At 27.5% G+C, this 22,319-nt stretch carries 16 protein-coding genes; 12 read left to right on the top strand and 4 right to left on the bottom strand.

Features of this window, described 5'->3' with window-relative positions; translation table 11 throughout:
* Positions 1-157 precede the first annotated feature (157 nt).
* The 5 genes from SOR60_RS05345 to SOR60_RS05325 are packed head-to-tail and all read left to right on the top strand — an operon-like array spanning position 158 to position 11,786.
* Complete coding sequence (locus tag SOR60_RS05345) at positions 158-877, top strand: YaaA family protein (RefSeq protein WP_154539269.1); 720 nt, start codon at positions 158-160, stop codon at positions 875-877.
* On the top strand, positions 877-1,977 hold the full coding sequence (locus SOR60_RS05340) for a metallophosphoesterase family protein (RefSeq protein ID WP_154539267.1): 1,101 nt from the start codon (positions 877-879) through the stop codon (positions 1,975-1,977). Before SOR60_RS05345 ends, SOR60_RS05340 begins: the two co-directional genes overlap by 1 nt.
* Positions 1,974-5,024, top strand: coding sequence for an AAA family ATPase (locus tag SOR60_RS05335; RefSeq protein ID WP_320595425.1), 3,051 nt, complete (start codon positions 1,974-1,976; stop codon positions 5,022-5,024). Before SOR60_RS05340 ends, SOR60_RS05335 begins: the two co-directional genes overlap by 4 nt.
* A complete protein-coding gene (locus SOR60_RS05330) occupies positions 5,021-8,398 on the top strand; it encodes a PD-(D/E)XK nuclease family protein (RefSeq protein ID WP_320595424.1) in 3,378 nt (1,125 codons plus the stop codon). The genes SOR60_RS05335 and SOR60_RS05330 overlap by 4 nt, the downstream gene beginning before the upstream one ends.
* Positions 8,391-11,786, top strand: a complete 3,396-nt coding sequence (locus SOR60_RS05325) for a UvrD-helicase domain-containing protein (protein ID WP_320595423.1) — start codon at positions 8,391-8,393, stop codon at positions 11,784-11,786. Before SOR60_RS05330 ends, SOR60_RS05325 begins: the two co-directional genes overlap by 8 nt.
* Here SOR60_RS05325 and ymfI read toward each other — a convergent pair.
* A complete protein-coding gene (gene ymfI / locus SOR60_RS05320; RefSeq protein WP_154539259.1) occupies positions 11,767-12,495 on the bottom strand; it encodes an elongation factor P 5-aminopentanone reductase in 729 nt (242 codons plus the stop codon). The two genes, SOR60_RS05325 and ymfI, sit on opposite strands and share 20 nt — an antisense overlap.
* Positions 12,496-12,547: 52 nt before the next feature.
* Between ymfI and SOR60_RS05315 the strand changes: the two genes are divergently transcribed.
* Positions 12,548-13,384, top strand: coding sequence for an aldo/keto reductase (locus tag SOR60_RS05315; RefSeq protein ID WP_320595422.1), 837 nt, complete (start codon positions 12,548-12,550; stop codon positions 13,382-13,384).
* Between the two features lie 166 nt (positions 13,385-13,550).
* Here the strand turns inward: SOR60_RS05315 and pdxS are convergent, their stop codons facing one another.
* Positions 13,551-14,402 carry a pyridoxal 5'-phosphate synthase lyase subunit PdxS gene (pdxS, locus tag SOR60_RS05310; RefSeq protein WP_154539255.1) on the bottom strand — a complete coding sequence of 284 codons (852 nt, stop codon included), beginning with the start codon at positions 14,400-14,402 and terminating at the stop codon, positions 13,551-13,553.
* 87 nt (positions 14,403-14,489) lie between these two features.
* Here pdxS and pdxR point away from each other — a divergent pair, with 87 nt between their 5' ends.
* Complete coding sequence (pdxR, locus tag SOR60_RS05305) at positions 14,490-15,884, top strand: MocR-like pyridoxine biosynthesis transcription factor PdxR (RefSeq protein WP_320595421.1); 1,395 nt, start codon at positions 14,490-14,492, stop codon at positions 15,882-15,884.
* Positions 15,885-15,899: 15 nt separating this feature from the next.
* Here pdxR and gltA read toward each other — a convergent pair whose 3' ends face one another.
* Positions 15,900-17,294 (bottom strand): NADPH-dependent glutamate synthase, encoded by a 1,395-nt coding sequence (gltA, locus tag SOR60_RS05300; protein ID WP_154539251.1) that lies wholly within the window; start codon positions 17,292-17,294, stop codon positions 15,900-15,902.
* Entirely contained in the window at positions 17,281-18,123 is an 843-nt protein-coding gene (locus SOR60_RS05295) for a sulfide/dihydroorotate dehydrogenase-like FAD/NAD-binding protein (protein ID WP_154539249.1), read from the bottom strand. The genes gltA and SOR60_RS05295 overlap by 14 nt, the downstream gene beginning before the upstream one ends.
* Before the next feature lie 112 nt (positions 18,124-18,235).
* Here SOR60_RS05295 and SOR60_RS05290 point away from each other — a divergent pair, with 112 nt between their 5' ends.
* From SOR60_RS05290 to SOR60_RS05270, 5 genes are all read left to right on the top strand, one after another.
* The gene (locus SOR60_RS05290) at positions 18,236-20,005 is read left to right on the top strand and encodes an ABC transporter ATP-binding protein (RefSeq protein WP_176269446.1); all 1,770 of its coding nucleotides are present in this window, start codon (positions 18,236-18,238) and stop codon (positions 20,003-20,005) included.
* A 47-nt stretch (positions 20,006-20,052) separates the two neighbouring features.
* Complete coding sequence (locus SOR60_RS05285) at positions 20,053-20,811, top strand: J domain-containing protein (RefSeq protein ID WP_320595420.1); 759 nt, start codon at positions 20,053-20,055, stop codon at positions 20,809-20,811.
* A gap of 65 nt (positions 20,812-20,876) precedes the next feature.
* The gene (locus SOR60_RS05280; protein ID WP_154539243.1) at positions 20,877-21,647 is read left to right on the top strand and encodes a threonine/serine exporter family protein; all 771 of its coding nucleotides are present in this window, start codon (positions 20,877-20,879) and stop codon (positions 21,645-21,647) included.
* A 9-nt stretch (positions 21,648-21,656) separates the two neighbouring features.
* Positions 21,657-22,127, top strand: a complete 471-nt coding sequence (locus SOR60_RS05275) for a threonine/serine exporter family protein (protein WP_154539241.1) — start codon at positions 21,657-21,659, stop codon at positions 22,125-22,127.
* Positions 22,124-22,319, top strand: a 196-nt coding sequence (locus tag SOR60_RS05270) for a peptide-methionine (S)-S-oxide reductase (RefSeq protein WP_320595419.1), incomplete at its 3' end; no start/stop codon positions are given. The genes SOR60_RS05275 and SOR60_RS05270, both read left to right, overlap by 4 nt.

Below are 22,319 nucleotides of genomic sequence, written 5' to 3'. Positions count from 1 at the left end.
TAGTTTGATCTTAATGAGAAAGTAAGTTTGTTAGTAAATTATCTAAGAGAAACGTGTAATATTGCAAAGATAGAAATTTACAATATGCATTGACTCTTTTTTTGTGCTTATTTTTCTATGTTATAATTATTAAAAGAGATAAATAGAAAGGTTAGATATGAAGATTATAATTTCACCTGCAAAAAGGTTTATACAATATGATAGAGAAAAAACAGAAGATTTAATATTTGAAAGAGAGACAAGAGAGCTTGTAGAAATGATGAGACAATATAGTATTTCGGATCTTGCCAATATGTTTTCTTGCAACGATGAGCTTGCTATAAAGGCATATTATGACTATAAGGAGTTTGATTTTGATAATTTAAAAAATCCAGCTCTTTTTTCCTATGATGGTTTAGTTTTTAAGCAATTTAATAAAGAAGATTTTAATGATCTAGATTATTTAAATAATCACGTTTATATAATATCAGCACTTTATGGTTTATGCAGACCCTTTACAGGTATAAGTGATTATAGGCTCTACATGGATTCTAAAAAATTAGATATGCATGGATTTTGGGCTGATAAGATTTATAAAAAAGTATATGAAGATGAAGACTATATAATTAATCTTGCCAGCAAAGAATATTCCTCTCTATTAAGAAAATATCTAAAAAAAGGGCAAATCCTTCTGACCTTAACATTTAAAGAGAATAGAAATGGCAAGATAAGGTCAATAGTATCTTATACAAAGCAAATGCGTGGAAAGATGTTGAAATATCTTATTAATGAAAAAATAAGTGATATTGAAGATATTAAAAAGATTCAGATAGATGACTATATTTATGATCAATATAACTCAACAAAAGATGAACTTATTTTTGTGAGGGAAAATTAATGAGAATTCTTCACTTATCAGATCTTCATATAGGTAAAATGATTGGAAATTACTCTCTACTTGAGGAGCAAAAGTATGGATTGGATCAGATTCTTGATATTGTTAAAAGAGAAAATGTAGATTTAATTATCATTGCAGGAGATATTTTTGATACATCCATTCCAAAAAATGAAGCTATGAAAGTTTATGATGACTTTATAAATAGTCTTGTTTTCAAATTTAAAAAGAAAGTAATTGCTATAGCAGGCAATCATGATTCAGGAAAAAGGTTAGAAATTTCTAAGAGTTTTTTTGAAAAATCAAATTATTTTGTTTATGGAGACAGTTTTTTTAACAAAATTAGTTTTGAAGATTCATTTGGTACTATTAATTTCTATCCTATACCATTTATATCCCTTGCTCGTGCAAGAAGTGAAATAGATCCAAATATAGAAAGTTTTAATGACTTATATAAGATACTACTTAAAGATATTGATTATGAGGATAGAAATGTTCTTATAAGCCATTGTTATGCTAATGAAAGTGCAAATGAAGATACATTAGAAATACAAGAGGGAGAAAAACCCTTAAGCATTGGTGGAAATGATGCAATGGATGCTCATTTATTTATGAAATTTGACTATGTAGCATTAGGACACCTCCATAGAAAGCACTTTGTTCTAGATGAAAAAATAAGATATTCTGGAAGTTTTATGAAGTATTCTTTTTCAGAAGTAAATCAAAGAAAAACTGTGAGTATAATAGACTTAAATGATAATCTAAAGATAAAAGAAATAGAGATTAAAGCTTTAAATGATTTTAGAGTAATAGATAATTATTTTGAGAAAATCTTAAAAATGAAAGATTCAAATGATTATATACAATTTATCTTAAAGGATAAAAACCCAATTGATTCACCGATGGCAAAGTTAAAGCTTAAATTTCCAAATGCTGTTAGTATAAAATATCAATATGATCAAAACCTAGATATAAGTGACAAAATTGATATAGATATCAAAAATTTATCAACTCTTGAAATAATTAAGAAATTTTATGAATTTAAAATGGATGAGAAAATGCCGGAAAATGAAGAAAGTATACTAAAAAGGGTGCTAGAATGAAGCCTATAAGTTTAGAAATGTATGGTTTTATGACATACAAGAATAAAACTTCTATAGATTTTACAAAGCTATATGATTCAAAGATATTTCTAATATCAGGAGATACTGGTAGTGGAAAAACTTCAATTTTTGATGCTATTAGTTTTGCCTTATTTGGAGAAATTCAAAGAGAAGGTTTTGATAAAAAAGATATAAGAAGTGATTTTTTAAGTGGCAATGATAAAGAAACTTATGTAGATTTGAAATTTGAAATAGATAGAAAACTTTATAGGGTAAAAAGAATTCCAAATCAAATAGCCAAAAAGACAAGACATAATGTAAGTGTAAAACATAGTGCACAATTGTATGAATATAAAGATAGTAAGGAAATACTATTAGCTGATAAGATAAATGATGTTGATAGGCTTATAAAAGAAATTATTGGCCTTGATAACAATCAATTAAATAGGGTCATGATTCTTGCCCAAGGAGAATTCTCAAAGTTTTTAAAATCCTCATCTGATGATAAGGCGGAACTTTTATCAAAAATATTTAGAACTAATATCTATAAAGATATAGAAGAATTATTAAAGGAAAAAAGTAGGGACTCTAAAAAAAACCTTGATAACATATCAAAAAGTTTGAAAATAGAAATAAGAAAAAATGAATTTCTTGATGATATAATTACTGATGAGCAAATAGAGCTTAAAGACTTTAAGATAATCTATGATATTATAGATAATTATAGTAAAAAAGCAAGAGAAAAATTATCTAAAATAGAAATTGAAAAAAATAAGGTAAATATTAATCTTGAAGATAAAAACAAAGAATATAGTTTATACAAAAATCAAAATGATCAAATTAAAAATCTTAATAACTTAAAAAATGATAAAAGTAAACTATTAATAAAAAAAGAAGATTTCTTAGAAAGAAAAGAAAAATTGTACTTAAGTCAAAAAGCAGATATGCTTTATCCTTACTATAAAAACTTGTGTGAAAGTAAGAAAAATATTAAAACATATGATGAGAAAAAATCTCAAAATAGAAAAAAATTAGAGTATTTAAAAATATCAAAAGAGTCTTTGGATAATGAAAAAGATGAGATAGATAAAGTAAAATCATCACTTGGTAAAAAAAGAGAAAATATTTTAAAGGCTAATGAGATATTAAAAGACTTTGATGAATTAAAAATATTAGCAGATGAAGTAAATAAATTTAAAAAAGACTTTGAAAAATCGAAAGAATTAAAATCCTTGATAGAAAAAAAAGATGAAGAAAGAAATTTACTTAAAGATAAAATCAATGAAAAATCAGATATTATAATTAAGCTTAATGATAAAATTCAAGAATTAAATGATAAGGGACTTAAAGCAAATAAGATAAATCATGAAAATAAAAATTTATATAATCTTTCTATAGAAAATGATAAAAAAATTGAAGAATTTAATATATCTAAAAAAAATATTGTAGACTTATCTAAAGACTTAGAAAAGTCCAAAAGCTTACTTAAAAAAGCTAAAAACATAAGAAGAAACAAAATAATTAATACTTTTAGAAAAGAGATTGATGAAAGGGGAGTCTGCCCAGTCTGTGGAAGTATCCACTATGAAAAGATTACCTTTCTAGATATAGAAGATTTAGACTTTGATAAGATAAATGAGGAATATATAAGTATTAGAAACAATATAGAATATGAAAAAAATAGAAAGTTTTCTATAAATTATGACCTAAAAGAATCTAACTTTTATAAAGGAAGACAAATAGAATTAGATAAAAATCTAGACAAATTAAAAGATGAAATAAAGGAAGCAAGAGAGAAGTCAAAAGCTATAAGTGATGAGAAAGAAATCTTAGATAAAAAATTAAATGACTTAAATGAAGAAATAGATTCTTATAAAAAAGAGCTTTCAAGATTTAAAAATTTTGATGATATTGAAAAACTTGAGCAAAAACATGATATAAAAAAAGAGGAATTAGGGATTTATAATAATGATGAGATTTTAGAAAAATCAAAAAAAGAAAAATATTTACTAGAGCAAGATGAAAAAATGATTAAAGATTATGAGGAAAAACTTTATGCAATAGATAAAGAATATGAATCATTAATCTCTTTAGATAAAACATATGATAGTTTTATAGAGGAAAATAAAAAAAGAAGAGACTTACAAGAGGGGGAATTTAAGGAGAAATTGAATAAACACTTTGAAAGTAAGAAGGAGTTTTTATTAGTACTTAGTAAGGCTAAAGAATATTTATCTAAAAAAGATGAAATTGAGGAATACTTTAATAAGCTTAAAACTATTGAAATAAAAATTGAAAGTTTGGAGCAATATAAAGATAAGGAACTAATTGATTTAAATATTGTTTTAGATAGGATAAGTTTATTAAAAAGTAATGTTAAGAAAATAGATGATAAAATATTTGACTTAAAACTAAGATTATCTAAATTATCTAATACTAAAGATCAAATAGAAAGTATAGATAGAAACCTAAATGAACTTCATAAAGAAGATGCAATTTTGTATAAGTTATCAAAGATATGCGATGGTTCATTGTCTAAGAAAAAAGGTGTAGAAAAACTTAATCTTGAAACATTTGTCCTTACTAATTATTTTAGAAAAATTTTACATTATGCAAATATTAGGCTTAAAGATATGACTGATGGACAATTCATTATGAAAAGAAAAACTGAAAGTTCTGACAAAAGAAAAAACTTTGGTCTTGATATAGAAATATTAGATGCCAATACTGGAAAACTTAGGAGCGAAGCTTCACTTTCTGGTGGAGAAAGTTTTATTGCATCACTTTGCTTAGCCCTTGGTCTATCAGATGCTATTAGTCAAGAAAATGGTGGTATTAAAATAGATACTTTATTTATAGATGAAGGTTTCGGAACATTGTCTGATGATTATTTAGATAAGACTATAAGAACTATAGAAAAACTATCTTATAACAATAAATTTATAGGTCTAATTTCCCATGTTAAGGAATTAAAAGATGCAATTGATGCAAAAATTGAAGTCACATACTCAAAAACTGATGGTTCAAGTTTGGAGGTCATTGTATGATTAATATAATTATGAGTAAATTTCCAGAAGAAAATTCACTTTATATATATAAGGAAATAGAAAATAAACTAGAAAATAAGGAAAAATCTTTTTTAATAGTTCCAGAACAATATACTCTTGAAAGTGATATGGATTTTATAAATAGCATAAAATTTAATGCTGTTATGGATGCTAAGGTTTTATCATTTAAGTCTTTAATTACTTACTTAAAACAAAGACTTACTATAAATAAAAAAGAGAGCTTGAGTAAAACATCTAAGACAATTATTATTACATCTATTTTATACAAATTAGATGATAAGCTAAAAATTTTTTCTAATAAAGCTGATGATGTAGATTTTGTAAATGAGTTATCTGAATTTTTTTCAAATATCAAGGAATACTATTTTGATGATGATTTTTTTAAATCAATAGAAGAAAATGACAATATAGACTCTATGACAAGACTTAAATTTAAGGAAATTAAGCTTATTTATGACAAATACTGTGAGAAGATTAAAAAAACTTATCTTGATAGTGAAGATGAGTTATCTTTTATAAAGGAAAATATTAAAAATTGTGAATTTTTAAAAAACACTAATTTTTATTTTGATAAGTTTGATTTATTATCTGATTTAAGACTTGATTTTATTAAGGAATTAATAAAAATAGGAGCAAAAATAAGTGTGTCTATATCTGTAGATAAGGAATATTATGAAAACAATATGTCAAATGACTTATCCATATTTGATCAAGGATTTAATTTCATAGAAAGATTAAAAGAACTTGATAAGATAAGGATTATACCAATAAATAAAAGAGATTCTTTTGAAGATATAAAACATCTTTATGAAAATTTTGAAAAATATAGGCCAAAAATTTATCCTAAAGAGCCTCAAAATATATATTTTCTCGAGTCTATTTCATCAACAAATGAAGTCGAAAATGCAAGTTTAATTATAGAAAAACTAATAAGAGAAGGAACTTCTTTTTCATCAATAGCCATAGTAATGGCAAATGCCAGTGAGTATGAAAATATTATAAAAAGAATTTTTGATAGGCTTAATATAGCTATATTTATAGACAAGTCTAAAAAAATGACAGAAAATTCTGTTCTCAAAACTTGGCTATCTTTACTTAGGATAATCGTCTTTAACTTTAGAAAAGAAGATTTAGAAAGCTTTATTAGAAGTGGTTTGCTAGATTTTGGAGAAAATTCCCTTCAAAGAGTAATTAGCTTTCAAAATTATATGAGTGAGAGAAAAATAAAAGGTTCTATGATTTTCGAAGACAAGTATTTTGAACTTGATGAAGAATATTATGAAGGGAAAAAAGAGCTTAAAGATGAGAAGCAAAAAGAACTTTTAGCTGTAAATTCTATTAGAAAATCAATAGTTGAGCTTATAAAACCACTTTATGAGTATAGGAAAGACATACATAAGGCAAGTGAACTTGTAAATCTTATATATTATACACTCGACAACAATATTATAAAAAATGGATTTAGACATTATCAAGACAATATTAAAGAAAAAGATCTTTCTATATATGAAGAAAATAGTCAAATATGGAATAAGTTTATGACTATATTAGAGCAAGTTGTAGCTATTTTAGGTGAAGGTATGATTAGTTTAAATATGATATATAAGCTTATAGAAAAAGCTTGTGAAAACACTACAATATCAATCATTCCACCTGCCATAGATCAAGTATTAATTGGGGATTTTGATAAAGATAGAATCAATGATAGGGATATTAAAATCTTTATTGGTATGAATGACCTATATTTTCCAAATTCTAACAATTCATATACTTTAATTTCTGAAAAAGAAAAAAATCAACTAAAAAATGAAAATATAAATCTTAAAATATATGAAGATAATAAGGATGATAAGAAATTACTTAATTTATTGAGGATGATAACTACATCTAAGAAAATTTTCTTTTCTTATTCTCTCATAAATAAGTCAAATGAAGCTATGAATATTTCATCAAGTCTTGCTGATATCATACAGATTTTTCCAAAAGCAAGTATAAGAAAAATAATAGGCCAAAGATATGACCTATTGAAGTATTCAAAAGATAAGCTTGATGAGTTTTCTTATGCAAATCTGTGGAAGGTTAAAAGAAATGAAAAAATAAAGGATGATGAGAAAAATATAACAAGAACCTATCTAAAATTTAAAAAAGATTCAAAGGAAGATAAAATTTACAATGATGCCAAAACAAGATCTTATGACTTATTTTTAAAGGGCTTTAATTATAGTAAAGATAAAAAGATCTTAAATAAAAATATAGCATTTAATTTATATAATAAAAATAAGTTCACTGTATCAGAAATAGAAGCATATGCCAAGTGTCCTTATAAGTATTTTGTAAATTATGGACTTAAAGCAAGAGACTTAGAAAGCTTAGATATTGACTATATGGAACTTGGTAACATAGTTCATTATAATATGGAGAAGATTTCTAGAAAACTTATAAATGAAGATATAGATAAGATAGATAAGGAAAGTTTAGATAAGCTTGTAGAAGATAACTTTAAGCAATCCATTAAGCTTTCACTTGATAAGGTTAGGGCAAGTGATAATAAAAACAAATTTATTCTATCAAATATATATGAATCCAGTAAGAATTCATCTAAAAAAATACTAGAACAAATTAAACAAGGTGGATTTAAGATAGATACTGTTGAAGAAAAGTATGGAAAAAATCAAGCCTACCCAGAAGTCTATGTAGATGGTAAAAATTATCTTGAAGGAAGAATAGACAGAATAGATAAGTATGGCGACTATATAAGAATAATAGACTACAAAACTGGTTCAAAAGATATAAAAATTGAAAATATCCTTAATGGAATTGAACTTCAATTGTTTGTATATATGATTTCTGTAAAGGGAAAAATTTCAGAGAAAAGTAAAGATTATTTAAAACCTGTAGCAAGCTTTTATCTTCCTCTAAAAGATGAGGTCAAAAGTCTTAAGTCAAGTTATGATAAAGAAAATATAGAAAAAATTTATAATGATAAACTTAAAATGAATGGACTTATAATTAAGATAAATGAAGAAGTTTTAAAACTTCTTGATACAGATTATGATGGGAAAAATTCAGATATATTTAAAATTCAAAGAGGAGCAAAAAATATATTTACTGTAGAGGAAGAAGAAGTTCTTGAAAGGTTTATTAAAAAACTTATTTCAAATTATATAATAGAAATTAAAAGTGGAAATATAGCCCTAAATCCTATAAGGATAAATGAATCTACTTATGAATGTCAGATTTGTCCATATAGATCTATTTGTAAATTCGACTATAGTATAGATCAAGACAAATTTAAGGATATAGATAAGAACTTAAGTATTAAAGATATAAAAAAGGAGCTCGATAATGAGTAAGTTCAATCCTACAAAAGATCAAGCCTTAGCCATTAATGAAAGAGGTAAAAATATAATTGTTTCGGCTGCTGCAGGAAGTGGTAAAACGAGAGTTTTAGTTGATAGGGTAGTAGGACTTATGCTTGAAGAAAAAATCTCAATTAAGGAGATGATTATAGTTACCTTTACCAACAAGGCTTCAGTTGAGATGAAAGATAGGATAAGACTTAAATTAAATGAACTTTTAAATAAAGAAAATTTTGATAGGTCTTTTATAAAAGAGCAGATTAGATCATTAAATGATGCTTATATAAAAACTCTTCATGCTTTTTGTGCTGATATGTTAAGGGAGAATTTTTATCTAGTAGATAAACTATCTCCTAGCTTTAAGATAGCAAGCGATTCACAAGAAGCTATATTAAGAAAAGATGCAGTAGATGAATTATTTGAAGAAAATTATGCCAAAGATTATGATTCATTTAGGCAATATTTACATAATTTTGCTAAAAGTCGTAATGATGAAGATGCTAAATATGTAATAGAAAAAGTCTATGATTTTAGCCAAAGTCAAATTAATCCAGAAAATTGGCTTGATGAAAAGCTAAATATAGATAATGATTTTAATAAATTTACTGAATTCATAGAGAAAAAGGTAAAAGATTTACTTAAAAAAGCCATAGTCCTTGAGACTTATATAATAGATAGGGCTATGAGAGATAAGTATATTTCAATGATTGAAGAAGATAGGAAATTATTTGAAAAAATATTAACTCATATAAATGATGGCAATTGGGATAGAGTGGTTAATTTATTTGATAATTCGCTAGCACGTATGGTAACAAAGTCAAAAGCAGATGATCCTTATAATAACTCCTATATAAAGCAAAAAAAGAATTCATATAAGGATGATTATAATGCTTTAAAGGAAATGATTAAAAATACAGATTCTATTACAAGGTCATTTTTTAATCCTTTAGAAGAGAGATTACTAAAAGAGATAAATAGACTAGTAAAAGATTTTTCGAAGATATACAAAAGAAAAAAAAGAGAGAAAAATTATTTGGATTTTTCTGATATGGAGCATGAATTTATAAATTTATTAGAAAATGAAGATTTAAGAAATAAACTTAAATCTGAGTTTAAATATATATTCTTTGATGAGTACCAAGATTCAAATGATATACAAAATTATATAGTTGATAAAATTAAAGGAGATAACAATTTGTTTTTTGTAGGAGATGTTAAGCAGTCAATTTATGGCTTTAGAAATGCAAGACCAGAATTGTTCTTAGAAAAACTTGACTTATATGAGAAAGATTCAAAATCTACAAGGATAAACTTATCTAAAAACTTTAGAACTGATAAGGATATAATCGATTTTAATAACTATATATTTGATAGGCTAATGACAAAAGATTTATCAAATATAGCCTACAAAGATGATAATCATAGGTTAAATCCTCACAATAAATTTGACGATCCATATCCTAAGGTTTCTATAAGAGCATTAAATAAAAATATAAAAGAAGAAACATATATAGTAAATGAGATAGAAAATCTTATAAAATCTGGAATCGAATATAGAGATATAGCAATCTTACTTAGGTCATCATCAAAGTCCTATCTAATTGAAAATGAGCTAAAAAAAGCGTCTATACCTTTTGTATCTGATATATCTAAAATATCATTTAACACAATAGAAGTTGATTTCTTTATTAATATATTAAAATATATAGCAAACCCAAAGGATGATATAACCCTTTTGGCTATACTTAGAAGTGAGATATTTAACTTTAGTGAAGATGATTTATCTCTTATAAGGTTAAAAGGTGAGGGAAGAGAATTTTATAAGGCTTTTGAATCCTATCATGAAATGTTTGATGATGAAATTGCCTTAAAGATTTCGGATTTTTTAACAATCTTTACAGACTTTACCTATATATTATCTTTATCAAACCTTTTTGATTTTGCTAATACTATTTTTGAAAAATCAGGACTATATGATTTTCTTAAGGCAAGAGATAGGGGTGATGAAAGGGTAAAAAATATAGAGGCTTTTATAGAACTAATGGATGATTATGATAAGACTAATGATAATTCATTATTTGGATTTTTATCATATGTAGATAATCTTAAAGGACAAAATAAAGGAAATCTTCAAAGTTCAAGAGATTTATCAGATGAAGAAGATCTTGTAAGAATTATGACAATACACAAGTCAAAGGGGCTTGAGTTTAAGGTTGTAATTCTTGCAGATTCAGCTAAAAGATTTAATACCCAAAATAGCAAAGAAGATTTACTATTAGATAAGGATTTAGGAATAGGAATAAATGTAGCTGATTGGACTAATAAGGTTAAAATCTCATCAATAAGAAGAGATTTAATACTTGAAAAGTCGAAGCTTTCTGATAAAAGAGAAGAAATGAGAGTGTTATATGTAGCCCTAACTCGTTGTGAAAGAAAACTTATAATAGTTGGTAAAAAAGATTTGGATGAAGACAGCCTATTAAAACTTGATAGTAAAGATTCTCTTCTAGATTTGAATTCCTATATGGATTGGATTATAAAAATTCTTATGGAAGATAAGATTATGGGTGAGTTTATTGATAAGGATTTTACAACAGATTGCTTTTCAGGAGGTTCTTTAGAAATTTCTTATATAAACGAAGAGATTAAGGGTATAGAAAAAGAATACTTGTCTGTAGATGATTTCATAGATTCAAAATCAATTGATGAAAATATTTATAAGGATCTTAAAAAAATCCACGATTTTACTTATCCTAAACTTGATGAAACTAATAGATCTTTGAAAAAATCAGTAACAGAAATTGCTAAAGATTTTGATAAATCTAGTGAAGGGTATGAAAAATCATCTTTTGATATAAAGGAGATTGAATTGGATTTTAGAAAACCATCTTTTATTGATGATAAGATTAAACTAACTCCAACAGATAAGGGATCTTTAATTCATAAAGTTTTTCAAGAACTAGAAGTGAAAGTTTACAGTGAGAATGAAGTTAAAGAACAGTTAAATAAGTTGGTAAATTTGGGAAAAATCAAAAAAGATTATTTAGCTTATATAGAAATTGATAAGATTTTGGCTTTTTACAATTCAAAAATAATAAAAGATCTTATAAAGAAAGATATAAATATAAAGAAAGAAGAATCTTTTCTTATGAAATATTTTGACTTTTATGTAAATGGTCAGATAGATATGATGTTTGAAAAGGACGACGTTATACTTATAGATTTTAAAACTGACACTATAAAAAGAGAAGGCTTTTATGATAGACAACTTCAAATATATAAAGAAGCTATCGAAGAAGCCTTATCTAAAAAAGTTTCAAAGTTATATATATACTGGTATAACTTTAAAGAATTTGAGGAAATTAATAAAATCCACCATTAATATCAAAAATAGAGCCAGTAATATAAGCTCCTTTATCTGATATTAAAAATTCTATAAGATTTGCAACTTCTTCTGAATTTGCAAATCTTTTTTGGATTAAATCTTCTTTAAGATATAATATATCCTCATATGTAAGGTCATTTTTTGTCATGTCTGTATCAACTATACCAGGAGCTATGGCGTTTACCCTTATATTTGATGGTATAAGTTCTTTTGAAAGAGCTTTAGTAAAAGCATTTATACCTCCCTTCGACGCTGAATAAGCAACTTCCATACTTGATCCGAACTCACCCCATATAGATGAAATATTGATAATGACCCCATCTTTATTTTTGATCATATTTGGAATAGCTCTTTTTGAAGTAAGGAATATAGAAGAGAGATTTGTATCTATAAGTTCCCTCCATTTTTCATATTTCATATCTTGTATTAGTCCAAAGTATGAAATTCCAGCATTGTTAATGAGTATATCAACATTGTTGAAGTTTTTTTCAGCTAAATCAAATAGTCTATTTATGTCTTCTTTCTTTTTTACATCACATTTAACAGCTATAACAAAAGGATTGTCCTGTCTAAGTTCTTCCATAAGCTTAATTGCTTTTTCTTCACTTTTATTATAAGTTAAGACCAATTTATAAGATTTATTTAATTTTCTTGCTATGGCTTCACCAATTCCTCTTGACGAACCTGTAATAATTACTGTTTTCATACTTTGATTATAACATAAGAATAAGGGTAATATATAAAAATAGGAGGTTTATATGAAGTATATTAAGTTAAATGATAATAAAAAGATACCTCAAATAGGTTTAGGAACTTACAAAATAACAGAAAGAAAAGTGATGGCAAATGTTATAGAAGCTGCCTTTGAGTCTGGCTATGAATATATAGATACAGCCAAATTTTATGATAATGAAGATATAATAGGGGCTGAGCTTAAAAACTCCAATAAGAAAAGAGAAGAATATCAACTTGTAACAAAGGTTTGGCCAACATATTTTGGAGAAGACTTAACAAAAAAATCTATAGATGAATCACTTGAAAATTTACAGACAGATTATATAGATATTATTTTATTACATTGGTATGGTAAGGATTATGATAAGGCTTGGAAGGTTTTTGAAGAATATAAAAGGCAAGGTATTGTAAAATCTATTGGAGTATGTAATTTTGAAATAAAGCAACTAAAAGAGCTTTTAAAAATAGGAGAAGCTCCAGTTCTTGATCAACTAGAATCAAGCCCTCATTTTCAAAACTCTAAAACGCTTGAGTTTTTAAAAGAAAATAAAATTGTCCACCAGGCATGGTCACCTCTTGCTAGGGGAAGATCTAATCTTTTGGAAGAAGATGTAATAAAGAATCTTTCTAATAAATATAATAAAACACCTGCCCAAATAGTTTTGCGTTGGCATATAGAAAGAGGAACTATGGTTATACCAAAATCATCTCATCCTGCAAGGATAAAAGAAAATATAGATATATTTGATTTTGAACTCAGTGATGATGATATGAAGGCTATTAAATCATTGGATATCCAAAAAAGATATTCTAATGATCCTGAAGATGAAATTTGGCTTAAAGAGCTACTAACTAAATAAGTTGATAAATTGTTTAAATTCACTTGTTTTAGTTGAATATTTATTAATTAAAAGTTTTTAAAAAAAGGTTATTTGGATCTGTAAACAATTCACAGATCCTTTTTTAACCTCAAAAACACTTTAAGTTTATAATAGCAGTAGTTTTCGGATTATTTATGATTTAAATTTATCTCATTTCATAGATTTCTTTTATTTCATTTTCATTTATTCCAACCATGGCTTCTCCCAAATCTTTTGAAATCTCAAGAATTATCTCGGGATTATCATAGTTTTCTACAGCTTTTACTATAGCTTTTGCTCTCTTTTCTGGATTTCCAGATTTAAAAATACCACTTCCTACAAAAACGCCATATGCACCTAATTGCATCATGAGGGCAGCATCAGCAGGTGTTGCAACTCCACCAGCAGAAAGATTTGCTACAGGAAGTTCTTTATGTTCTCTTACATATCTTAATAGATTAACATCTACTGCCAAGTCTTTTGCATAAGAATAGATTTCATCATCATTAAGAACTGAGATTCTTTCAATTTCTCTATTTATTTCTCTCAAGTGTCTTACAGCTTGAACTATATTACCAGTTCCTGCTTCTCCTTTTGTTCTAATCATAGAAGCACCTTCTGAAATTCTCCTCAAGGCTTCTGATATGTTTCTTGCTCCACAAACAAAAGGAGTTTTGAACTTTGTTTTATCAATATGGTTATAGTCATCTGCTACTGTTAAAACTTCTGACTCATCTATATAGTCAACTCCTAGAGCTTCAAGAATTTGAGCTTCAACAAAGTGCCCAATTCTTACTTTCGCCATAACTGGAATTTTGACAGCTTTCATAATTTCTTCAATCATCTTAGGATCACTCATCCTAGATACACCACCAGCTACACGTATATCTGCAGGAACTCTTTCAAGAGCCATTACAGCACTTGCACCTGAATTTTCTGCAATTTTTGCTTGTTCAACATTCATTACGTCCATTATTACTCTTTTTTTATATCTTTCATTTAAATTTTTACTAGTCATAATTTTCTCCTTTCTTTAATTACCTACAATTATATGTTAAACTGTAACTAATAAAAGCAACAATATATAGAAAATAAAGGGGTACAGATGTATTTAAATTTAAAAAATGATGAATCTTTCCTATATGAGAAGATATATAAAGCTTTAAAAGAGAAGATTATTAATGGGGATATTATGGCATATGACAAGCTTCCTTCTATTAGAAATTTATCAAAGGACATAAATGTTTCTGTTAATACAATAAAAAAAGCTTATTATAAATTAGAAGAAGAAGGTTATGTTGAAGCAGAGGATAAGAGTGGCTTTTATGTAAAAAAAATTGATGATTTAATTGTCTTAGATAAGAGAGAAAATTTTAAAGAAAGTGATTATATAAAAGTTTATAAGTATGATTTTGGTATAAGTGGGGTAGATTATGAAAACTTTCCTTATAAGATTATGCAAAAATACATGAAAGAAGCTATCGATAAAAAAGATATTAAAATTTTAGATAAGGGATCTTTTAAGGGATATAAACCTTTAAGGGCTGCTATATCAACTTATCTTAAAAGTGCAAGGAATATAGATATATCTTATTCAAATATCATTATATCATCATCAACAGAACACTTATTTACCCTAGTGAAAATGCTTTTAAATGACCAAAGTCTTTATGCCTTTGAAAATCCAGGTTATGCTTTTGGTAATAAGTTTTTCACCTTTGATTTAGAAAATCCAATTCCTCTTGATATGGATAAGGATGGGGTAAGGATAGATAAGATATCAGACTTTAAGTCAATTTGCGTTTTTGTAACCCCGTTTCATCAATTTCCTATGGGTACAGTTATGTCTATTCAAAGAAGAGTGGAGTTACTTAATTGGGCTTCAAAGTCTGAAAATAGATATATAATTGAAGATGACTATGATTGTGAGTTTAAATTTAGAGGTTTTCCTATAGAAAGTTTAAAGTCTATGGACAAAAACTCTGATGTTATATACTTTGGATCTTTTTCAAAGCTTCTAGCCCCATCTTTAAGAATTTCTTATATGGTTTTACCTGATAAGTTACTTAAAAAATATGAAGAAAATTTTAAAGATTTATCAAATACAGTTTCCAACTTTTTACAAAAGGCCCTAGCATCATTTATAGAAAGTGGTGAATTTGAAAAACATATAAATAGGATGAAAAATATTTACTATAAGAAATTCGAATTAATAGTAAGAAAAATTGGAGAAATTAATGAAATTAAATTTATTTCAAAACCAAATTCACTTATACTTCCCATTGAAATAGACGAGTCTGTCGATATTGGTAAATTTATGTCCTTACTAGAAAAAAATTCCATAAGGATAATACCTTTAAGTAGGTTTTTATTTAATAAAAAATCTAGCCTAGATTGTTTTTTTATCTTAGGTTTTGCCAATTTGAGCGAAAAAGAAATTATAGAAGGATTTGAAATTATAAAAGATATAATTTCAAAATCAAAAAAGAATAGGATCTAAACCTATTCTTTTAAATTATTTATTCTCTTTGTTTTTGATGTATTTATCAATATTTTCAGCAGCTTTTTTACCAGCTCCCATAGCAAGGATTACTGTTGCAGCACCACTTACTGCATCTCCTCCTGCAAATACACCATCTTTTGTTGTCATTGTTGAATCATCTATTATAATTCCACCCCAAGATTCGGTTTCTATATCATCATTGGTTTGTTTGATAAGTGGGTTAGGGGATTGACCTATTGAAATTATTACAGAATCGAAGTCTACTTCTTCATATTTTCCAGTAGGTATTGGTCTTCTTCTTCCAGACTTATCTTCTTCTCCTAATTCCATTATTTCAAGTTTAACTTTCTTAACCCAACCATTTTCTCCTTCTATTTCGACAGGATTGTGAAGGTTCATAAAGTTTATTCCTTCTTCTTTGGCGTGGTGACTTTCTTCAGCTCTTGCAGGCATCTCTTCAAATGATCTTCTGTAAACAACAGTTACATCAGCACCCATTCTTTTAGCACTTCTTGCAGCATCCATTGCTACGTTACCACCACCTACAACACATACTTTTTTACCTATGTGAACTGGTGTGTCATATTCTGGGAATTTATATGCCTTCATTAGGTTCATCCTAGTTAAAAACTCATTTGCAGAGTAAACTCCATTTAAGTTTTCACCCTCAATTCCTAAAAATTTTGGAAGTCCTGCACCTGTTGATATATAAACTGCCTCATATCCTTCTTCAAAAAGTTCATTTATCTCTTTTGTTCTTCCTATTATAGTATTTCTTTGAAGCTTAACTCCAAGACCAATTACATTTTTAAGTTCTTTTTGAACAAGGGTTTTTGGTAGCCTAAATTCAGGTATACCATACATTAATACTCCACCAGCAGTGTGAAAAGCTTCAAATAAAGTAACCTTATATCCAAGTTTAGCAAGATCTGCTGCACAAGAAAGTCCTGAAGGACCACTTCCTACTACAGCGACTTTTTTATTTTGTCCTGTAACTTCAACAGGTTTATTATAATCTTTATTCATATGATAATCTGCTACAAATCTTTCGAGTCTACCTATTGCTACCGCTTCTCCGTTTTTAGCCCTAGTACAAACACCTTCACATTGATTTTCTTGAGGACATACTCTTCCACATATGGCAGGAAGGTTATTTGTACTTGCTATTATTTCATAAGCCTTATCAAGATTACCTTCAACAACTTGATGGATAAATTCTGGTATTCTTACAGATACTGGACAACCACCTACACAAGGTTTGTTTTTACATTGAACACATCTTTGAGCTTCTTCTTGAGCCATTTCTAAATCATAACCTAAGGCTACTTCCTCAAAGTTTTTATTTCTAACACTTGGATTTTGTTCAGGCATAGGAACCTTAGTTTTACTCATATTAAATTTTGCCATTTCTTATATCTCCTGTTAGTCTACAAATGTGTTCTCTTTCTTCTTGTTGGTAATTACGACCCCTATTCATAGCTTCATCAAAGTCCACTTCAAAGGCATTAAAATCAGGTCCATCTACACAAGCAAATTTCATTTGACCACCTACAGTTACCCTACAGCATCCACACATACCAGTACCATCAACCATAATTGAGTTTAAAGATACTATAGTTGGTATATCATATTCTTTTGTTACAAGAGCTGTATTTTTCATCATAATCATTGGACCTATTGCCAAGACTAAATCATATTTTTTTCCATTTTCTATATTTTCTTTTAAAACTTCTGTAACAAATCCTTGTTTTCCATAAGAACCATCATCTGTTGTAATATATAGATTATCAGAAGATTTTTTTAGTTCATCTTCAAGTATAATTATGTCTTTGTTTTTAAAGCCCATTATTACATCAGTATGGGCACCTATTCTATGTAAGTATTTTGTTTGAGGATAAGCTATAGCTGTTCCAAGTCCTCCACCGACTACACACACGTTTTTACCCTTATATTGATCAAGTTCAGTTGGTTTTCCTAAAGGACCTACAAAATCTAAGAATCCATCTCCTGCCTTTAATTCATTCATCCTAATGGTAGTTCCACCAACAATTTGAACGATAATTGTAACATTTTCATCATCGGTTTCAGAAATAGTAAAGGGAACTCTCTCACCCTTTTCATCTATTCTTAAAATTATAAATTGACCAGGTTTTGCTCTTTTAGCAATATCTGGAGAATTTACAACAAACTTAATGGTTGAATTATTAAGGTTTGTTTTTTCAATTATCCTTGCCATGTTTCCTCCTATATGTTTCTCATTAATATTTTAACAATATATCAAAAAAAATCAAGTGAATTACTCAATATTATATAGTAAAATAGTATAATATCTATGATAAGGAGGAGAAATGGAAAATAGAACATATTCTGATAAAGAATTAATCAAAAAGTTTATTCCTTATTATAAAAACTATAAGGATATACTTGCTAAAGATTTGTTTTCTGCATTTTTGACAACTGTATGTGAACTTTTGCTTCCTATACTTTTATCAATATTGACAGACAATGCATCAAACTCTAGTTTAACTTTTGATATTATTATAAAATTAACATTACTTTATATTTTGACAAAATTAGTTGAAGTAGCAGGTAGGTATTTTATGCAATCATATGGACATATTATGGGAGCTCATATAGAAAAGGACATGAGGGCTGATATATTTAAACATTTTATGACTATGTCAACAGCCTTTTTTAATGAAACAAAGATAGGTCAGCTAATGAGTAGGATGACTACAGACCTATTTGATATAACTGAATTTTCTCACCACTGTCCAGAGGAATTTTTTATAGGTTTTATAAAATTAAGTATATCATTTATTGTTTTAATGACTATAAACATACAACTTACACTTTTGATATATATAATAATTCCGATTATGGTTTATGCAGCGAGGATTAAAAGAAGAGCCTTTTCAAAATCTGTAAAAAGTGAGAAAAAACAAATAGGCGAAATTAATGCTTCGATTGAGGATACTCTTTTAGGAATTGATGTTGTAAAATCTTTTGCTAATGAAGAACTTGAAAAGAAGAAATTTAAAAAAGGAAATGATAAGTTTGTAGATATTAAAAAGGTAAAATACTACAACATGGCAAGCTATAATTTGATTAATCAATTATTTGCAGGACTTATGTATGGAGTTTTGATCGTGGTCGGGGGATATTTTGTTATCAAAAAAAGCATGAGCCCAGGTGACTTGGTTGCATTTGTTTTATACCTTAATACTATTATTGCTACAGTAAATAGACTTGTGGAGTTTACTGATCAATACCAAAAAGGTATAACTGGTATAGAAAGATTTAATGAGGTTATGAATCTTAGAAGTGATATTTTTGATAGAGAAGATGCGAAAGAGCTTAAAAATGTTAAAGGTAGCATTGTATTTGATAAGGTGTTTTTTAAGTATCCAGATCAAGCTGAAGATGATCCTTGGATATTAGATAATATATCCTTTAATATAAATGTAGGAGAAAATATTGCCTTAGTAGGTCCATCTGGTGCTGGTAAGTCAACAATAACTAAGCTTATACCAAGATTTTATGAAGTAAATAAAGGTGAAATTAGAGTAGATGGAATAAACATTAATAATTTAACTTTAGAATCTTTAAGAAATAATATCGGTATAGTTCAACAAGATGTTTACCTATTTGGGGGAACTATAAGAGAAAACATTGAATATGGTAAGGAAAACACCACAGATGAAGAAATAATTGAAGCTAGTAAGCTAGCAGGAGCCTACGACTTTATTATGGATCTTCCATATGGTTTTGATACCTATATTGGTGAAAGAGGAGTCAAGCTTTCAGGAGGTCAAAAACAAAGGATATCAATAGCAAGGGTATTTTTGAAAAATCCGCCAATATTAATCCTAGATGAGGCTACATCATCGCTTGATAACACAAGCGAGGCAATAGTTCAAGAATCTCTTGAAAAGCTAACCAAGGGAAGGACTACTCTTACAATAGCTCATAGACTTTCCACAATTATTAACGCAGATTCAATTATTGTATTAACAGAAGATGGTATAGCTGAAAGAGGAAGCCACCATGAACTCTTAGATAAAAAAGGTGTATATTATAAGCTTTATAATTCTAATAACGAAGATTTATTTGGTTAGACATTGAAATTATAACTTGGTATAATCAAATAATAGGAGAGAAAAAATTGAAAATTATATTTGGAAAATTCATCCATAGTATAGCTTGTGCATTAAATTCAATATTTAATTTATTAATTAATATATTAAATGCTATAGTTATGATTTTTGAAGGATTAGGCCAAGTTCTTATGCTAATAGGTTGTTCGGTTATTTTTATATTTCCGATATTTTTCATAGCCTTGCCATCTGAGCTTGTGTTTTTAATCTTACTTATAGCAGTAGTTCCTTTTTTAGGAAAGTCCTTTATTTCACTTTTAAGGTATGGAAACTATACCCTAATAGAGTGGATGTATGATAAGGCGGATAGCCTTATTACTGGAGATAAAAAGGGTTTTGATAATATATCTGATTATGCTAAGAAGTATAGGATGGAAAAAGAAAGAGAAAGAAGAAGAAAAGCTGAAGAAGAAAGACAAAGACAACAAGAAGAATTCAATAAAAGATTTGAAGAATTTTTCAAAGGATTTAGCTTTACAGGCTATGATTCTAATGAAGGCTACAGTGGATATAGGAATAATAATGGATATAAGGGTGCCTTTGTAAATGATTTAGGCTTTAAGGAAAAGTATGAAAATTATTGTTCTATTTTAGGGGTTAATCCTAATGCAGATCAGTATGAAATAAAACTCGCCTATAGAAAGCTTGCAAAAAAATACCACCCAGATGTAAGTGATGATCCAAATGCCACAGAAAAGTTTCAAAAAATTAATGAAGCTTATAATTTCTTATCTCAAGAAAATATTAAAAAGTATAAAAATATGTAGGACTATATCTAAAACTTTCCTTATTTTTTTGAGGAAAGTTTTTTATATTAGAAAAGGAAACTAATATGAAACATAATGAAGATGATATAAATAAACTTTTAGAAATTTCGTCAAGAGCAGGAGCTATGATGCTTAAAAATGGAGCGGAAATTTATAGGGTTGAGGATACTGTAGAAAGAATTATAAGATCTTTTTATGATGCAAGAGATATAGATGTATTCGCAACCTTCAATGCTATGATGTACTCATTTAATGTGGATGGCAAAACCTATGCAAATGTTAAGCGTGTAAAAAATAGGGGTAATAATCTTATCTTGGTTGATAAAGTTAATACTTTTTCTAGAAATTTTTGTAACCATGAATACAGTCTTGATCAAGCTCTATATGAATTAGATAAGATTAGGGATTCATCAAAAATTAAAAAATATATAAATATTATAGGAGCTGTTCTTGCATCAACGGCCTTCCCTATTTTAGTTAATAGCAAGAATCCTAATTTTATAGACTTACCTGTAACCTTTATAGTTTCTTTAATAACTTATATCCTCTTTATAGGAGTAGAAAAGAAAATGTTCGGTTATTTTATAGAAAATTTCATTGCAGGGCTTTTAGTTTCAATCTTAACTATTATAATAGGTAAGTTTGTTGTAGGATTTAATTCAGCAAATGTTATAGTATCTTCAATGATGCCTTATGTTCCTGGATTTACCTTAACTAATTCAATAAGAGATTTAATGAGTGGAGATTCTACAAGTGGACTTGTTGGAATAACTATGAGTTTATTTGTATCCTTAGCCTTGGCTATAGGTGTTGCAGTACCAATGACGATTTTTTAAGGGGGAAATATGCACTTATTTTTAGGATTTATCTTTTCTTATATTTCATCAGTAGGATTTGCTATGTTATTTTCATCCCCAAAAAGAGCTATTAAATTCTCAGCACTAGCTGGTGCAATAGGATTTTTAATCTATAACATAGCAGGAGATTTAATAGGAGGGGTTTTTCTTCCAATATTACTTGGAGCTTATGTTACAGGTATTCTTGGAGAGATATTTGCAAGAGTTTTTCACATGCCTGCTATATTATTTATAATTCCGGGCATAATAAACTTAGTTCCAGGAAAGGGAATATATAACACCTTATTTTATTTTGTAGATAACCAAAAGTCCTTAGCTTTCACAAATCTATTTGAAACACTTGTAACAGCAAGTGCAATTTCATTTGGGATTTTATTAGCGTCATCTATATCTAAGTCACTCATGGGTTTTAAATTTAGAAAACCAAGTAAAAAATATGATTGGAGAAAGAAAAAATGAAAAAAATAATATATTTAGCAGGTGGATGTTTTTGGGGAGTTGAAGCATATTTTAAGGACATTAAGGGAGTTAAAAATACTAAAGTAGGTTATGCTAATGGAAATACTGAAAAAACAAGTTATGAAGATTTAAAACAAACAGACCATGCTGAAACTGTAGCCGTTCAATTTGATGGAGATGAAAAAACACTTA

Source organism: Anaerococcus porci (genome assembly GCF_034090325.1).
GTDB lineage: Bacteria > Bacillota > Clostridia > Tissierellales > Peptoniphilaceae > Anaerococcus > Anaerococcus porci.
This window is presented reverse-complemented; position numbering and strand designations above follow the sequence as displayed.

What these genes read in the sequence shown, in the direction of transcription:
- SOR60_RS05315 (WP_320595422.1), top strand. Translation starts at nt 12,548, where the DNA reads ATGAAGTATATTAAGTTAAATGATAATAAAAAGATACCTCAAATAGGT.
- pdxR (WP_320595421.1), top strand. Translation starts at nt 14,490, where the DNA reads ATGTATTTAAATTTAAAAAATGATGAATCTTTCCTATATGAGAAGATA.
- SOR60_RS05280 (WP_154539243.1), top strand. Translation starts at nt 20,877, where the DNA reads ATGAAACATAATGAAGATGATATAAATAAACTTTTAGAAATTTCGTCA.
- SOR60_RS05330 (WP_320595424.1), top strand. Translation starts at nt 5,021, where the DNA reads ATGATTAATATAATTATGAGTAAATTTCCAGAAGAAAATTCACTTTAT.
- SOR60_RS05290 (WP_176269446.1), top strand. Translation starts at nt 18,236, where the DNA reads ATGGAAAATAGAACATATTCTGATAAAGAATTAATCAAAAAGTTTATT.
- SOR60_RS05275 (WP_154539241.1), top strand. Translation starts at nt 21,657, where the DNA reads ATGCACTTATTTTTAGGATTTATCTTTTCTTATATTTCATCAGTAGGA.
- SOR60_RS05335 (WP_320595425.1), top strand. Translation starts at nt 1,974, where the DNA reads ATGAAGCCTATAAGTTTAGAAATGTATGGTTTTATGACATACAAGAAT.
- SOR60_RS05345 (WP_154539269.1), top strand. Translation starts at nt 158, where the DNA reads ATGAAGATTATAATTTCACCTGCAAAAAGGTTTATACAATATGATAGA.
- gltA (WP_154539251.1), bottom strand. Translation starts at nt 17,294, where the DNA reads ATGGCAAAATTTAATATGAGTAAAACTAAGGTTCCTATGCCTGAACAA.
- SOR60_RS05295 (WP_154539249.1), bottom strand. Translation starts at nt 18,123, where the DNA reads ATGGCAAGGATAATTGAAAAAACAAACCTTAATAATTCAACCATTAAG.
- SOR60_RS05325 (WP_320595423.1), top strand. Translation starts at nt 8,391, where the DNA reads ATGAGTAAGTTCAATCCTACAAAAGATCAAGCCTTAGCCATTAATGAA.
- SOR60_RS05340 (WP_154539267.1), top strand. Translation starts at nt 877, where the DNA reads ATGAGAATTCTTCACTTATCAGATCTTCATATAGGTAAAATGATTGGA.
- ymfI (WP_154539259.1), bottom strand. Translation starts at nt 12,495, where the DNA reads ATGAAAACAGTAATTATTACAGGTTCGTCAAGAGGAATTGGTGAAGCC.
- pdxS (WP_154539255.1), bottom strand. Translation starts at nt 14,402, where the DNA reads ATGACTAGTAAAAATTTAAATGAAAGATATAAAAAAAGAGTAATAATG.